The following is a 15,277-nucleotide window of genomic DNA, read 5'->3' as shown; positions in this document are numbered from 1 at the left end:
CTAAAAATTGGAGAAACAGAGAAAATATTGCTTGACATGATTGATATGTATCTTATATGATACGTCATGATTTAATTAAGCCCTAGGATATATTTTGAGCATACCTTCATAAACTAAAGATTTATTTAGAGATATGAATAAAGGTATGAAATTAATCCTAGGGCTTTGTCCAAATTGACAAACAAATCAAGAAGTCAAGAAATCAAGTGAATGTCACCTATTTATAGCCTGCTTTAGAGTGTGCCAGGCGAGGGTAGCGCATTTTACCCTTGCAGGCATATTAGAAATATTTTTTAAAATAATAGCATCCTCAAGCATTTGAAGGTCTTTCTCATCTTTTATTTCCCTTTTAATCATACCTAAAAATGTTTCAACAAGGCGTAGAGCTTCGTCTTTGCTTTTTCCTTTAATCAAGTCAATCATTATAGATGTTGAGGCTTGAGAAATTGCACAGCCAACTCCAGTAAAGGCAGCATCAGTTATTAAATCCCCTTCAAATTTAACTTCAAGGGTTAAATCATCTCCGCAGCTTGGGTTATGGCCATGTTCCTTAACATCGGCACCATCTATATGCCTTCTATTGTGACCGCTCTGGACATGCTCCATTATAATTTCATTATACAGTTCATTAAGCTCCATATCCTAACCACTTCCTTACATTTTTCAAACTTTCAACGAAATAGTCAATTTCCTCATATGTGTTGTAAAAATATACGCTCATTCTTGATGTAGCAGGGAGATTCAAATATCTCATAAGAGGCTGAGCACAATGGTGGCCTGCCCTTATTGCAATTCCGTAACTGTCGAGAATCGTTGCTACATCGTGGGGGTGAACATCATCGACTGTAAAAGAAATAACCGATGAACGCTCCTTTGGACCTATTATTTTAACATGAGGAATTACTGATATTTTATCGTAGGCATAATTTATAAGCCTTTCCTCATACTCATGGATTGAATCAATTCCAATTTTATTTAAATAGTCCATTGCGGCTGAAAGGCCCATTGCTCCATCTACATTTTGAGTCCCAGCTTCAAATTTATATGGAAGCTCAGCAAAGGTTGCATCTTGTTCGGTTACATACTCAATCATATCTCCGCCCATCAAAAATGGAGGCATTGTATCAAGCAAATTCTCCTTTCCATACAAAACTCCAATTCCCATAGGGCCGAGCATTTTATGTGCAGAAAATACTAAAAAATCTGCATCTAAATCCTTAACATCAACCTTCATGTGAGGGATGCTCTGGGCAGCGTCCACAAGAACCTTTGCATCAAAACTATGAGCTATCTCAATAATCTTTTTAACAGGGTTTACAGTTCCAAGAACATTTGAAACATGGACGATGGATACAAACTTTGTCTTATCAGTAATTTTTTCAAACTCGGATTCGGGAATAATTCCCTCATCGTTTATATACATGTATTTTAAAACCGCGCCCTTTGCCTTTGCTACCTTTTGCCATGGAAGGATGTTGCTGTGGTGTTCCATTATTGAAATTACAATCTCGTCTCCCTTTTCAATAAAATTTAGGCCATATGAATTGGCAACTAAATTTATTGCTTCAGAGGCGTTTTTTGTATATATAATCTCCCTTACAGAGTCAGCATTTATAAATTGCCTTACCTTTTCCTTAGAAGCATCGTATATTTCGGTTGATAAAGCGCTTAATGCGTGGAGGCTTCTATGGGGGTTTCCGTTGAATTTTTCATAGTATTTCTTTATTGATTTGATTACGCTCTCAGGTTTTTGAGTGGTTGCTGCATTATCAAGATAAACAAGCCTTTTATTGTTAACGTGTCTTTCTAATATGGGAAAATCGTCCCTTATTTTGTCTACATTAAACATTATCAATTCTCCCTTCGATTGAATTCCAGATTTCTTCCCTTATTTTTTCATCTGGTATTAAATCAATTACAGGCTTTAGAGAAGCTTCAATAAGCAGAAGTTTTGCCTGATTCTCGGTAAAGCCTCTACTCATGATGTAGAACAATTTATTTTCGTCAAGTTTTCCAGTGCTTGCAGCGTGTGCACCTTCGACATCATCCTCGCTGCATAGAAGAAGCGGAACCGAGTCTGATTTTGCATCTTTGCTGAGAAGTATGGTGTATTCCTCTTCACTTCCCTTTGACATTTTACAGCCCTTTACAAAATCCAGTGTTCCCTTGAAAATCTTCTTTGCATCGTCCTTCAATGCGCCTTTAACTTCTATATTGCCTTTAGTTTTTCTGCCAATATGATACGTTTTGTAGCTCAAATCAAGGACCCTTTCTTTGTCTCCAAAATAAATAGCCTTAATATCGGAGCTGCTCGAAAATCCATTAAGTCTTGTAAAATAATTTGTTATTGCATTTTTTGCGCCCACTTCAACCTGAATAAATTTTATATTAGCTCCGTCATCAGCGTATCCTAAAACAGTATCTATGTGTGTAGAAGAATCATTCAATCTTTGAACCTTAATTATATTTACAATTGAATTTTTTTTAGCAAATATTTTTGTAATTCCAAAGTGATTTGATTTACCCGCACCTTCGTAGTTGAATATTATAGTTATATTGCTGTTTTCATCTGCGATTATAATATTTTTATCTATAAGTAAGTCATCGCTTTCAACTTTAAAGTCTATTTTTACAGGTATTTGATGGGATTTTTTAGCGTGTATAAAAACTCCTGAGTTAAAATTTTCATTTATATAATTTTGCATTTCGAAAGAAGATTCCTCTTCTGTTTTATCGAAATATTGCGTATCAACATCAAGGGAATTTTTAATCAGAATATCATTGTCTGATGTTATTTCAATCCTTCCTTTAAATTTTTTATATTCTAAAACATCTTCAAAAATGTATTCGTTTACATTAAGCCATCTATAAGTTTTAACTGGCAATTCATTTAATTTCATAGCCTCACTCCTAACCTATGGTTCCTTCAAGTTCTATATTAATAAGATTGTTCATCTCAACTGCATATTCAAGAGGCAATTCCTTTGATATTGGCTCAACAAAACCCCTAACTATCATGGCTTTTGCTTCCTTTTCAGAAATCCCCCTGCTCATCAGGTAAAATATTACGTCATCGCTGATTCTTCCAATCTTTGCTTCGTGGCCTAAATCAACCTCATCGTTTTCAACCTTTATAACTGGGATTGTGTCGGATTTTGATTTATCATCAAGCATCAGGCTCTCACAGGATATGGTTGATTTTGAATGATGAGCATCCTTGCTTATTTTTACAACTCCCCTGTAAAGTGCAACTCCTCCGTCCTTTGAGATTGATTTTGAGTTAATATTAGAGGAAGTATATGGTGCAGCGTGAACTATTTTTGCACCAGTGTCAAGATGCTGTCCGTTACCTGCAAAAGTTATTCCAGTAAATTCGGCCTTTGCGCCTTCTCCCTTTAATATGCTCATGGGATAGAGCATCGAAACCTTTGAACCAAAGGAGCCTGATACCCATTCGATGGTCCCATTTTTTTCAACTATTGCTCTTTTTGTATTAAGGTTATACATATTCTTTGACCAGTTTTCGATTGTTGAATACCTTAATGTTGCCCCTTCTTTTACGAAAAGCTCAACGCATCCTGCGTGAAGGTTGATAACAGAGTATTTAGGAGCAGAGCAGCCTTCGATAAAATGAAGCTTTGCACCTTCTTCAACTATAATAAGAGTATGCTCAAACTGACCGGCTCCAGGAGCGTTTAATCTGAAATAGGATTGAAGAGGTATTTCAACGTTTATTCCCTTAGGAACATAAACAAATGAGCCTCCGGACCATACGGCACCATGAAGTGCTGCAAACTTATGGTCGTTTGGAGGAACAAGCTTCATAAAATATTTTTTGACTATATCCTCATATTCCCTAACTGCAGTTTCCATATCGGTGTAAATAACGCCTAAGTTTACGAGTTCTTCCTTTATGTTGTGATAAACTACTTCTGAGTCAAATTGTGCACCGACTCCAGCTAAAGCCTCTTTTTCTGCCTGAGGTATTCCAAGAAGGTCAAATGTTTTCTTAATATCCTTAGGGACTTCATCCCAACTAGTTTTTAGGTCAACATCAGGCTTAATATATGTTACTATGTTATCAAGGTTTACTTCGCTAATATCAGGGCCCCAGGTGGGAACAGATATTTTATTGTATATTTCAAGAGATTTTAGTCTGAAATCCCTCATCCACTTGGGTTCATTTTTTTGATAGGATATCTCCTCAACAATTTCTTTAGTTAAACCGCTCTTTGCCTTATATTTATACCTTAATTCGTTTTTAATATCATATATTCCGCGCTCTAATTCGTTTATAATCGTTTTCTTTTTTCCCATACCAACACCACCTAATTAGCTAATGCCTTTACTGCATCATATCCCTTTTCTTGAATTTCTACGGCAAGTTTAAAGTCGCCTGTAGTAACAATCCTTCCATCAACAAGAACATGAACAAAATCTGGTTTTAAGTAATCAAGTATTTTGATATGATGGGTAATTATAAGTATTGAAGCATCTTTTGACTTAAATTCATTTACACCCTTTGAAACTATTCTAATGGCATCAACGTCAAGCCCAGAATCTGTTTCATCGAGAATAATAAGTTTTGGATTTAAGATTGCCATCTGAAGTATTTCATTTTTCTTCTTTTCCCCACCTGAAAAGCCGAAATTTAAGTATCGCTTTGCATATTCAGGGCTCATTTCCAGCTTACTCATTTTATTTAATAATTCCCTTTTAAATTCTATAACCTTTACGAGTTGGCCTGTCTGTGAAGACTTTGCGGCCTTTAAAAAGTTTTCAACTGTAATTCCCTGAACTTCTTCAGGGTGTTGAAAGGATAAGAATATTCCTCTTTTTGCTCTTTCATCGGCTCTAAGTTCATTTATAACTTCTCCTTCAAATATCATCTCTCCATCTGTTACTTTATATCTTGGATGGCCCATAAGAGCATAGGATAGAGTAGATTTGCCAGCTCCATTAGGCCCCATCAACACATGTATTTCACCTTTATTTATCTCTAAATTCAGCCCTTTTAAAATTTCTTTATCGTCAACATTAACATGTAGATTATTGATTTTCAGTAGGTTTGACATTTTTTCATCTCCTCATTTATTTAATTGCATAACATTCTCAATATTATAATAATACATTTTGGGCATATATTCAAAATCAATGTTGAGCAAAATAGTCGGAATTAAGTCTAAAATCTTTAAATTACTTTGATTTTCTTTCATTATCTGATAGTATAAGTAAAATTTTAGCAGCTCTCTTTTTTAAGGGTTGTTGCGATTATCTTATATGTATTTCTAATAAGGCTCATGGATGATTTCTTAGGCTTGGCTCATTCATAAAGTAACACCAAACTTTTCTTTGTATTCAATAGGCATATCTTTACAAGACTATACCCTTGTTGTCCGCTTAGATCTACTTGTCCTGAGCATAAATATGGACTATTGAAAAGTCGAGAAATCATGGTTATTAAGTTTTATGTAAGGGCTGTTTAAATTATTCATGGACCTATTTAGAAATTGCAGTAAAAAAGTATATAATAAAAGCCCTTGTCCAAATTGTCATTCAATTCAAGAAGTCAAGAAATCAAGTGAATGTCACTTATGAATTGCCAAATAGGAGAATTAATGTTATACTTTAAATGAAGTGAAAAAATAAAATGCCGTTCGCTAGGGGAGCTTTATGCTGAGAGGAAGGACATCCTTCGACCCTTGGAACCTGAACTGGGTAATACCAGCGAAGGGAAGCGAAAGTAGTGCTCCTACTCTCCTTTTTGCGACGGCTCAAAAGGAGGTTTTTTTATGCAATTTTTAAACGTGTTTGAGAGCATCTCAAAAATCACTCTAATCTCATGGGTGCTGGTGGTAGCACTTGTTCTTGTAGGGCTTGCCCTACTGAAATTTTCAAAATCAAATGAAAAGATGACTACAAGAAAATTAACATTTGCAAGCCTTTTGATTGCGATGTCATTCGTATTGTCATTTGTTAAGTTCCTTCAGATGCCACAGGGGGGAACAGTTACGCTTGGTAGCATGATTCCAATAATGTTATTCGCATATTTGTTTGGAGTAAGAGAAGGACTTTTAGCAGGGGCTGTTTATGGGCTCTTACAATTTATACAGGAACCATATATTGTCCATTGGGCACAGGTTCTTGTAGACTACCCATTTGCTTTTGCTGCACTTGGACTTGCGGGATTATATAGAAGGAATTTTACAGTTGCGATTATGATAGGTGGAGTTGGAAGAATGATATTCCATATATTATCAGGGGCAATTTTCTTTGCAAGCTATGCTCCAGAGGGGATGAATCCTTTCTGGTATTCAATAGTTTATAATGTATCCTACCTAGGACCAGACCTATTATTGTGTATATTGATATCACTAATTCCTCAGTTTAAAGGCATGGTGAATAAGATTAGAACAATATGAATTTTTAGTAATAAAAAAAGACCACCCGTTTTACGGGAGGTCTTTATTTTTATATCGCTTGTCCGAATTGCCAAACAAATCAAGAAGTCAAGAATTCAAGTGAATGTCACCAGACTTCTTGTTGGCAAGCTTTGTGAAGTAGGTTAAAACATAGCCAAGAAGAATTAGTATTATTGGGCCGCCGTAGGTTTTAACTATTGATACAACAGCGTCCTTTGTAGTTTCTGAACCTAAAACATAGTCAAGTCCTGCTCCAAAGAAACCTGCAATTGAAAGAACCATTGCGATCCAAGCAAATGTCATTGCACCTGCGTTTGATTTAAAGAATGTGAATGGAGCCTTTGTTCCTCTTAGCTTGAACACTATATATGCTCCAATCAATACAACATATGGAATTACAAGTGATAGAGCTGATAGGTCAGCTAATAGTTTAAAGAATGCATCTATTGAGTTAAGTCCTAAAAGTGGAACAGCAATCATAACTACAACAAGCGCACATTGTGCCCATAGAGCCTTCTTTAATGTTCCATCCTCTGATTTTTCAGTTAAGAATTTCGGGAATGTTCCTTCTGGAACTTCAGCAAACATAGCTCTGATTGGTGATTCAATCCAAACTATATATGCTGCAATTGAAGTAATTGTGAAAATTAATGCGTATATTTGAACAACTATCTTTCCATTGATTCCCCAGTTTTCAGCAAGTATCTTGTAAACTACATAACCTGCATTCTTAAGGTTTTCTTGTTCAAGAACTTCAGGTGATGCGACAAGTGAAACTGCAACAGAACCTATAACGTATGCAATTGCAATAAATACTGTAGCAATCAATACTGCCTTAGGGAATGTCTTTTCTGGGTTGTCGACATCCTTTATATAAGTTCCTGCAACTTCTGCACCCGCAACTGCAAATAATAGCCATGAGAATGTTGCAAAATATGCGCTGTCAAATTTAGGGATAGTGTTTTCAGCAGTAAATTGAGTTGCTGAAGGAGTTCCAGCAAAATAACCAACTATAGCAAAAACTATAAATATTACTGTTGCTGCCAAAGTAAATTTTCCACCAAAGTCGCTAAGCTTTGAGAATTTCTTAACGCCAGTTGTTGCAATATAAGTTAATATTATTGCAATAACTATGCTCAAGTATGGCAATAGGTGAGCATTTTGGTCGTTGAATCTGTTTTCGCCAAATATAGCCCATGAAGTTGCAACTGGTATTCTTGCGAACACCATTTGAAGATAGAACAAGTTAGCAACGAAATACGACCATGTTCCTATAAACGCCCACTTTGGTCCGATTACACTTTCAATCCAAGTGTAAAGACCACCTTCTTTGTCCTGGTTTGCTGAAGCCAATTCCGCAATCATGATTGACAGTGGGAAGAAGTATAACAATGATACCAAAAGCCATGATGGAATTGCTGCAGGCCCAAGATAAACTGCATTTGACGTTATGTTACCGAACCCGAATGTTGGAACGAAGGTAAGCATAACAAGCGTCCAAAGACCTAGTTTTTTTGCATTGCTCATAATAATCCCCCTTTATGCAATGAATTAATAAATATGGTTAAGATAATTATCTAAGATAATAATGGACAAGTCAAGTGCCATTCACTTGATTTCTTGACTTCTTGATTTGTTTGGCAATTAGGACAAGGGAGCTTAAGGTGAAGTTTTTGCTAAGGTGTGATTTTAACTAATGAGAGATAAGAGGCGAATTAGGCTGTCTTAGATGCTTTGCAAGATTGAAGGCTTTAATAATAATGTGAAAGGGATGAGAGGATAATTTAGGTAGTTAAAAATTTTCTGCGGCGAGGTTTTTTTAAATTCCCCCGCTCTTTCTGGATACATATCAGTAAGTGATTTAAAAGCATATACAAATTTCTAAATCTAAATGTCCATTTTTTAGTATATACTTGGATACTAAGAAAAGCATCTTTTCTAATGATTCATCGCTTGTAAATATAGCCTTTGATTTTTTACTTTTCTTAATTGCCTATTAAAATATTAATTGTATACATTATTTTCTAACTTATTCAGGGTATTTGTAAAACGGACTTAGAATATTCTAACTCTTTATTGTAAATTGACATTCACTTTTCCGTTTCTTAATTACACTTTCGAATTTATCTCTTGTAATTTCTTTATTTGCTACTTTATATATAGTTTTAAAATATCTGATTAAAGCATTTCTTGTAGATTATATTAGAAAAGTTCTTAAAGTGCAATATAAATGTCTGTAATTGCTTTAAACATTTCAATTGTTCTTTTGTTAATAATGACATAAAAAACCTCTTTCTTGGTTTATATTTGATTCCTACCAAGAAAGAGGTTTTCAATCACTTAACACAAAAATTTTAAACTTTTGAGCAAAACACCCATCTTTCGGATGGTTATGATTATTTGTTAGCTACTTTCCTGTTCTTATTTATTTCATACCATATATCTGCATTCTTTATGCCGTATTTAGCTGGGTCAAATACTGGGTCAAGACCCTGCTTCTTCTGCTCTTCATAGTCCTTAAGAGTTTCAAGGGCTGGCTTTTGAAGTATTAATATAGCTATTATATTTAGCCATGCCATTATACCAACACCTAAGTCTCCAAGTCCCCAGGCAAATGAAGCTGTTCTAACTGTTCCATAAAATGTTGATACAAGAAGAGCAACTCTTAATATATTGATGTAAAGCTTTCTCTTGCCTTCATCGTTAACAAGATAAGCTAAGCTTGTTTCTGAATAGTAGTAGTAAGCCATAAGTGTAGTAAATGCAAAGAAGAATAGCGCTATTGAAACGAATGCCGCACCAAATGATGGGAACAATGTTTCAACTGCCTTTTGAGTAAATGCAGGACCATATTCTATTCCAGGGAGGTTTTCTACAAAGAATCCGCCTGCTGGATTATGAACATTGTATTTTCCAGTTATAAGAATCATGAAAGCAGTTGCTGAACATACGAATAATGTGTCAACATATACTGAGAATGCCTGAACGAAACCTTGCTTTGCTGGGTGTGAAACTTCAGCTGTAGCAGCAGCCATTGGGCCTGTTCCCTGTCCAGCTTCGTTTGAGTATATACCTCTCTTAACACCCCATGAAATAGCTGAACCTAATATACCACCAAATACAGCGTCCATACCAAATGCACTCTTGAAAATTAGAGCAAGAACGCCTGGAAGTTCAGTTATATTTACAGCTATTATTATCAATGAAACTAAAATATAACCGCCAGCCATAAATGGAACTATAAGTTCTGCTGCTTTACCTATTCTCTTAACCCCACCGAAAATTATAAGTCCTAATAAAATAACAATTCCTAAACCAGTAATCCAAGGAGTTACGCCAAACGCGTTCTTAACACCTGCAGCTATGCTGTTTGCCTGAACGCCTGGAAGTAATAGACCGCAGGCAACCATTGTTGAAACTGCAAATGTAACTGCATACCACTTCATTCCCATTCCCTTTTCGATGTAGTATGCTGGACCTCCTCTGTATTGTCCGTCTCTTTCTTCTTTGTAAATCTGAGCAAGAACTGATTCAACGTAAGCTGAACCTGCACCTAAAAATGCAATTGCCCACATCCAGAAAACTGCTCCAGGACCGCCCATTGCTATAGCTGTTGCAACACCAGCTATATTACCAGTTCCAACACGACCTGATACTGCAAGGGAGAAGGCTTGGAATGATGAAAGACCTCTTTCTGAGTCTCCACCGCCAATAAGGAGTTTGAACATTTCTTTAATGTGTCTTACCTGGAAAAATCTCATTCTCAGCGAAAAATATACGCCGACAGCAAGACATAGATAGATAAGTGCTTTGCTCCAAACAAGACTGTTTAGAAAGTCAACAATTTGAGCTAAATCCATGTGTAAATCCCCCTCTGTTTGTATATTTTAATTAGATTTTAACATACGATTTGAATTTTATCAATTATAAAAATTCTTTTTTTATAATTTTCGATAATATCAAAATATTCCAAGTTTTAGCTTATATAAGTATAATTGATTTTTTTTGAGTGACATTCACTTGATTTCTTGAGTTCTTGAATTGTTTGAAAATTAGGACAAACTAGATTGGTTTTGGGTTGATAGCTGTCTGGTTATCTTGTATAATTACTCATAATAAAGAATATTTTGAAAATGAGGCATTATTTAAAAATATTATTTTACCCCACGGGTTAAGCTTATTTAGTGTTTGTCAATTATATTTATTAGCATCTTATTTGCAAATGAGGTGATTATATGCTAACCTACAGAGAATTGCCCAGCATAAACGTTGATGTTTCACTAAAAATTCTCAAAAAGAAATTATCGCAGATTCTTGATTTAACAAATTGTGAATCTGGAAGGCTTATGTTTTTTAATGCTTATCAAACTTATGCAACCTGCATATTGAGCATTCCAGAAGATAGTTTAAATTGCAACAAACTATTTTTGATTGACTCAAATAAAAGCATTCTAAAAAAAATATTAGAAAAGAGAGAAATAATAATTGCAGATTTTGAAAATGAAAATATTTACTCACCTTTGACAGATGGGGCAAAGGTTGAAGTATATATTCCTGTGATATTTAAGGAAAGTTTAATTGGTTGCATATATTTGTCGTCATTTGAAAACAAAGTAGATATTGATGATAATATGCTACTTAACTATGAATTTATAAGCTTAATTATTGCCATATCTATGAATCTTGGTCTGAATTTTGACAAAGAAAACGAAGTAAATAAGATATTAAACAATCTGATGATTTTAAACAAAATACTTAAGGAAAAGCAACCTTATATGATTAATAGAGGATACAATCTTGCATCATGGGTCATGGAAGTCGCGGAAAAACTTGGAATAGATAATAATAAAAAAGAAGCATTATATTTTGCCTCAATATTTCTTGATATTGGTAATATATTTATTGATGCTAATATTTTAAATAAAAAGGATAAGCTTACAGAAGAAGAATACGAGGCTGTTAAAAAGCATGTTGAATATGGATTTTTCATAACACACGACCTATTTACAAGCATAGAAACACTAAAGGACGTTCCATACTTTATAAAGCACCACCATGAAAGATATGATGGCAAGGGGTACCCTGACGGATTAAAGGGAGAGGAAATACCATTAGAATGCAGAATTATTGCTGTGGCAGATGCAGTGACGTCGATGCTTTCTGAGAGGGCCTATAAAAAGGCAAAGAGTATAAATGAGATAATTTTGGAAATAAATCTTAACATAGGCAAACAATTTGACCCAGTGGCTGCTGATGCAATGATACAAGTTCTTTGCAAAAAGCTTAGCACCTTTAATCAAATTGGAAACGAATTAATGCTTCCTGCCAGCATTGTAATAAATACAGAAAAAAGAATGATAACGGATGATGGTTTTTTGATAAAGGAAGGAGACAAGCATATTTTTAAGTCAACAAATATTGATTTTGGAAAAGAGGTAGATATCGCAAAAGTTCTTACAACTAGCTTGTTTATCGAAAAGCAACAAAATTTAATAGAAGCAGAAGTAAAAATCCGCTATATTGAGGACTATACCATTGTTATTGATGAAGTAAAGGTAAAAGATTCTAGCGACTCGTTTAGCATAATATGGAATTTGAATGCAAAATTCATTAAAATAAACCCTGTTGAAGCAATAGATGTAAACATATTCAAAATATCTGCCGCATCAACTACTTTTATGGTTTTCGATGTGGAAAAAAGAAAGCATATAAAGGGTGAGATAGGGATATTACAAATAGAATTTGACGATAAAACAACGATTAAAATACCTGGAAAAATTGTTTTTTCGACAACTGTAGGTGACCATGAATATTTTAAATTTCACTTTGTAAATATACCTGAATCAACAAGGGATGAACTTTATCGCGAGATGTTTAGAAAACAGATTGAAATTAGAAGGCAGATGCTGAAATAGACAAAACTTAATAAATTTATAATTAGCCCAGGGCAAGTTAAAAAACAACCCTGGGCTTTTGCTAAAACTATTTTTCTTTAGACTTGTCCAAATTGACAAACAAATCAAGAAGTCAAGAAATCAAGTGAATGTCACCAAAGTGCAGCATCGATTAAATCCTTTAGGGTTCCTTCATCCATGAATCCGACATGCTGCTCTTTTTGTTCAAAGCCTTTGCTGATTATGAAGGTTGTCGGAATTCCCCTTACTCCATACATATCAGAAACCTTGCCGTCATAGTCCATAAGGGGTGTGAATTTATATCCATTTTCATCTAAAAATCCCTTTACAGTTGAATTGTCTTCTCCAACATCAACAAATAAAAAAACTACATCCTTGTCTTTATACTCTTCAACAACCTTAACAAATCCAGGAAGTTCAGCTTTACAAGGTGGGCACCAAGTTGCAAAGAAGTTTAAAACAATGACTTTCCCTTTGTAGTCTGAAAGCTTGACTTTATCTCCATTCAAATTTTCAAGTTCAAAATCCTTTGCACCTTCAAGCGTGCTCTGATTTGTTTGTTCATTTATATTCTGTATATTTTGCTCTCCCGAACTTGGGCCAAGCTTAGTGAAGCTATATCCTAATAGCACCACAAGAAAAACAATAATTAAAATATAAATTGATTTTTTGTTCATGATTATAACCTCCACAAGTAACTTGATAGTCTTTCAAAATATCCAGTAAATAGCATTATTCCAGTTAAAATCATTATAACCCCTGTAATTAGTTTAACTATTTTAGCTTTTTTCATTAATACATTTGTCTTTATGTTAAACCTTTGAATCAAATAAGCCATTATTATAAATGGAACCGCTATTCCCATTGAATATATAAATAAAAGTATTATACCAAATATCATTGAGCTTTTGCTTGCTGCAATTGCAAGAACCGATGCAAGAATTGGCCCTATACATGGAGTCCATCCAAAAGCAAGCCCAACTCCAAGTAAAAAACCTTTTAAAAAGCCTTGGTTCTGTGTTTCTATATTAACTTTTCTTTCCATCATCAAAAAATTTGATTTTATTATATCAAGATAAAATAGTCCCATTATTATGATTACTACTCCAAGGACCTTATCAAACAAATCCCTGTATGCGAGCAGGAACTTGCCAACTCCACTTGCTGTTGCACCAAGCAAGACAAATATTAAAGTAAATCCAAGTATAAATGATATTGAGTTTTTTACTAATCTTTTATCCTTTGCCTCACCCGATAAATAAGCAAGATATACCGGAATCAATGGCAAAAAACAAGGGGACAAAAATGACGCAACTCCTTCTAGAAAAACAATTCCGAATGTAATATCCTTCATAAAACACCTCCTGCCCTGGTGGGGTATAATAATATTTTACTATGATAAATTCCAATTATCAACAACTATTTATAATTCATCGCATGAAAGTTTTCCTTCACGCGAAAGTTAAATTAATAAAATTTTATGCAAGTATTTCTATCACTTTATATTTATTATATAATATAATTGAACTTAATCTTAAGTGCCTGGCACTTTAGGGAGGATTTTTTATGAAAAAGGTAGCAATAGTATTCAATGGTGGGACAATCTCAATGAAGGTAGACCCAAGGATTAAAGCAGCGGTTCCTACTCTTTCGGCTCAGGAGATACTTTCAATGGTTACAGGCATTGAAGGTTATGCGGAAATTGAACCCTATACGTTTTCAAATTTACCAGGTCCTCATATGACTCTTGAAAAAATGTTTGAGCTGTCTAAGTTTATAAAGGAACTTTTAAACCGCGAAGATATAACAGGGGTTGTTGTAACTCATGGGACGGATTCATTAGAAGAAACTGCTTATCTGCTTGATTTGACTCTTGATTCAGAAAAGCCGGTTATCGTTACAGGTGCTATGAGAAATAGTTCAGAGCTTGGATATGACGGTCCGCACAACCTTGCAGCTTCAATCTGCACGGCTATTTCTAATGAGGCAGTAGGAAGAGGCGTTCTTGTTTGCTTTAACAGCGAACTGCTTCTTGCAAGTGAAGTTACAAAGGCAAATTCTATGAGCCTTAACGCATTCCAATCTCCAAACGCAGGACCTATTGGAATTGTTGACAGCAATAAAGTAATATTCTATAGAGACACTAAAAGAAAACAGAGCATAGAAATTGAGAAAATTGACGCAAAAGTTGAACTTATTAAAGCAGTTGCAGGAATGGATTCAAGCTATATAAATTTCTGTATCGATAGAGGTATAGATGGATTTGTAATTGAAGGAATGGGCCGCGGAAATGTTCCACCTTTGATGGTTGATGGTATAATGAGAGCAATCGATAATAATATACCGGTTGTTGTTGTTTCAAGATGCTTTCAAGGAAGAGTTCTTGATTCCTACGGCTACCCTGGCGGAGGTAAAAACTTAAGAAACATAGGCGTTATTTTCGGCGACAATCTCCCTGGCCAAAAGGCAAGAATAAAACTTATCGTTGCACTTTCAAAAACAAGGAACCTTGATGAAATTAAAAAAATATTTGAAATGGAACTGTATTAATAGGTGACATTCACTTGATTTCTTGACTTCTTGATTTGTTTGTCAATTTGGACAAGAATTGCGCGATTGTAGCAAGTGTAATTATATAGGATAGCTTCTAAATCATTTCACGCATATGCTTAAGCTCAGGAGTCTTTCAAATAAAATTAAATAAGATAGCTTTTATAATCCGTGTGAATCCGTTCACATGGATTTTTTATGTGCGTGCTAAATATACATAATCTTATCATTAAAGTCCCGTAGTAGGTTGAATAGTGACGACGGTTAGTATAGGGAAAGAATATGCACCGCGACGTAATTTGAAAAATCAGAAAGCGGACTTTGGACTGAAATCTTACGGATAAATGATAAAAGACACTAATTGTAATGATATCAAGAAGTTTGCTTGAA

The 15,277-nt window shown here is 34.7% G+C and carries 12 protein-coding genes and 1 riboswitch; of the genes, 3 read left to right on the top strand and 9 right to left on the bottom strand.

Features of this window, described 5'->3' with window-relative positions; translation table 11 throughout:
- Positions 1-213: 213 nt before the first annotated feature.
- Genes sufU through sufC form a run of 5 tightly spaced genes read right to left on the bottom strand, consistent with a single transcriptional unit; the run spans position 214 to position 5,075 of the window.
- On the bottom strand, positions 214-639 hold the full coding sequence (sufU, locus tag ABG79_RS09230) for a Fe-S cluster assembly sulfur transfer protein SufU (RefSeq protein ID WP_057979190.1): 426 nt from the start codon (positions 637-639) through the stop codon (positions 214-216).
- Positions 629-1,849 carry a cysteine desulfurase gene (locus tag ABG79_RS09225; RefSeq protein WP_057979189.1) on the bottom strand — a complete coding sequence of 407 codons (1,221 nt, stop codon included), beginning with the start codon at positions 1,847-1,849 and terminating at the stop codon, positions 629-631. Before ABG79_RS09225 ends, sufU begins: the two co-directional genes overlap by 11 nt.
- Positions 1,842-2,900 carry a Fe-S cluster assembly protein SufD gene (gene sufD, locus ABG79_RS09220; protein ID WP_057979188.1) on the bottom strand — a complete coding sequence of 353 codons (1,059 nt, stop codon included), beginning with the start codon at positions 2,898-2,900 and terminating at the stop codon, positions 1,842-1,844. The genes ABG79_RS09225 and sufD overlap by 8 nt, the downstream gene beginning before the upstream one ends.
- Before the next feature lie 10 nt (positions 2,901-2,910).
- Positions 2,911-4,317: a Fe-S cluster assembly protein SufB gene (gene sufB, locus ABG79_RS09215; RefSeq protein ID WP_057979187.1), complete on the bottom strand. Its 1,407-nt coding sequence runs from the start codon at positions 4,315-4,317 to the stop codon at positions 2,911-2,913.
- 11 nt (positions 4,318-4,328) lie between these two features.
- The gene (gene sufC / locus ABG79_RS09210) at positions 4,329-5,075 is read right to left on the bottom strand and encodes a Fe-S cluster assembly ATPase SufC (protein WP_057979186.1); all 747 of its coding nucleotides are present in this window, start codon (positions 5,073-5,075) and stop codon (positions 4,329-4,331) included.
- Positions 5,076-5,652: 577 nt separating this feature from the next.
- Positions 5,653-5,753: riboswitch (TPP riboswitch) on the top strand.
- A gap of 39 nt (positions 5,754-5,792) precedes the next feature.
- Here sufC and thiT point away from each other — a divergent pair.
- A complete protein-coding gene (gene thiT, locus ABG79_RS09205) occupies positions 5,793-6,422 on the top strand; it encodes an energy-coupled thiamine transporter ThiT (RefSeq protein ID WP_057979185.1) in 630 nt (209 codons plus the stop codon).
- Between the two features lie 87 nt (positions 6,423-6,509).
- On the opposite strand, the gene ABG79_RS09200 is transcribed toward thiT, so the two are convergent.
- Together ABG79_RS09200 and ABG79_RS09195 are read right to left on the bottom strand one after the other, a co-directional pair.
- A complete protein-coding gene (locus tag ABG79_RS09200) occupies positions 6,510-7,949 on the bottom strand; it encodes an amino acid permease (RefSeq protein ID WP_057979184.1) in 1,440 nt (479 codons plus the stop codon).
- 869 nt (positions 7,950-8,818) lie between these two features.
- Positions 8,819-10,282 carry an alanine/glycine:cation symporter family protein gene (locus ABG79_RS09195; protein ID WP_057979183.1) on the bottom strand — a complete coding sequence of 488 codons (1,464 nt, stop codon included), beginning with the start codon at positions 10,280-10,282 and terminating at the stop codon, positions 8,819-8,821.
- Between the two features lie 375 nt (positions 10,283-10,657).
- On the opposite strand from ABG79_RS09195, the gene ABG79_RS09190 reads away from it, so the two are divergent.
- Positions 10,658-12,337 (top strand): HD domain-containing phosphohydrolase, encoded by a 1,680-nt coding sequence (locus ABG79_RS09190; protein ID WP_057979182.1) that lies wholly within the window; start codon positions 10,658-10,660, stop codon positions 12,335-12,337.
- Between the two features lie 131 nt (positions 12,338-12,468).
- On the opposite strand, the gene ABG79_RS09185 is transcribed toward ABG79_RS09190, so the two are convergent.
- Together ABG79_RS09185 and ABG79_RS09180 are read right to left on the bottom strand one after the other, a co-directional pair.
- Entirely contained in the window at positions 12,469-13,014 is a 546-nt protein-coding gene (locus ABG79_RS09185; protein WP_057979181.1) for a TlpA family protein disulfide reductase, read from the bottom strand.
- 2 nt (positions 13,015-13,016) lie between these two features.
- Complete coding sequence (locus ABG79_RS09180; RefSeq protein ID WP_057979180.1) at positions 13,017-13,691, bottom strand: cytochrome c biogenesis CcdA family protein; 675 nt, start codon at positions 13,689-13,691, stop codon at positions 13,017-13,019.
- Positions 13,692-13,903: 212 nt separating this feature from the next.
- Here ABG79_RS09180 and ABG79_RS09175 point away from each other — a divergent pair, with 212 nt between their 5' ends.
- The gene (locus ABG79_RS09175; protein ID WP_057979179.1) at positions 13,904-14,887 is read left to right on the top strand and encodes an asparaginase; all 984 of its coding nucleotides are present in this window, start codon (positions 13,904-13,906) and stop codon (positions 14,885-14,887) included.
- Positions 14,888-15,277 lie beyond the last annotated feature (390 nt).

The sequence above is a fragment of the Caloramator mitchellensis genome (assembly GCF_001440545.1).
Lineage (GTDB): Bacteria > Bacillota > Clostridia > Clostridiales > Caloramatoraceae > Caloramator > Caloramator mitchellensis.
Note: the sequence above shows the minus strand (reverse complement) of the source record. Positions and strands in the feature narration are given on the sequence as shown.

Excerpts from the sequence above, each read along its gene's own strand:
- sufU (WP_057979190.1), bottom strand. The coding sequence starts at position 639 with ATGGAGCTTAATGAACTGTATAATGAAATTATAATGGAGCATGTCCAG.
- ABG79_RS09225 (WP_057979189.1), bottom strand. The coding sequence starts at position 1,849 with ATGTTTAATGTAGACAAAATAAGGGACGATTTTCCCATATTAGAAAGA.
- sufD (WP_057979188.1), bottom strand. The coding sequence starts at position 2,900 with ATGAAATTAAATGAATTGCCAGTTAAAACTTATAGATGGCTTAATGTA.
- sufB (WP_057979187.1), bottom strand. The coding sequence starts at position 4,317 with ATGGGAAAAAAGAAAACGATTATAAACGAATTAGAGCGCGGAATATAT.
- sufC (WP_057979186.1), bottom strand. The coding sequence starts at position 5,075 with ATGTCAAACCTACTGAAAATCAATAATCTACATGTTAATGTTGACGAT.
- thiT (WP_057979185.1), top strand. The coding sequence starts at position 5,793 with ATGCAATTTTTAAACGTGTTTGAGAGCATCTCAAAAATCACTCTAATC.
- ABG79_RS09200 (WP_057979184.1), bottom strand. The coding sequence starts at position 7,949 with ATGAGCAATGCAAAAAAACTAGGTCTTTGGACGCTTGTTATGCTTACC.
- ABG79_RS09195 (WP_057979183.1), bottom strand. The coding sequence starts at position 10,282 with ATGGATTTAGCTCAAATTGTTGACTTTCTAAACAGTCTTGTTTGGAGC.
- ABG79_RS09190 (WP_057979182.1), top strand. The coding sequence starts at position 10,658 with ATGCTAACCTACAGAGAATTGCCCAGCATAAACGTTGATGTTTCACTA.
- ABG79_RS09185 (WP_057979181.1), bottom strand. The coding sequence starts at position 13,014 with ATGAACAAAAAATCAATTTATATTTTAATTATTGTTTTTCTTGTGGTG.
- ABG79_RS09180 (WP_057979180.1), bottom strand. The coding sequence starts at position 13,691 with ATGAAGGATATTACATTCGGAATTGTTTTTCTAGAAGGAGTTGCGTCA.
- ABG79_RS09175 (WP_057979179.1), top strand. The coding sequence starts at position 13,904 with ATGAAAAAGGTAGCAATAGTATTCAATGGTGGGACAATCTCAATGAAG.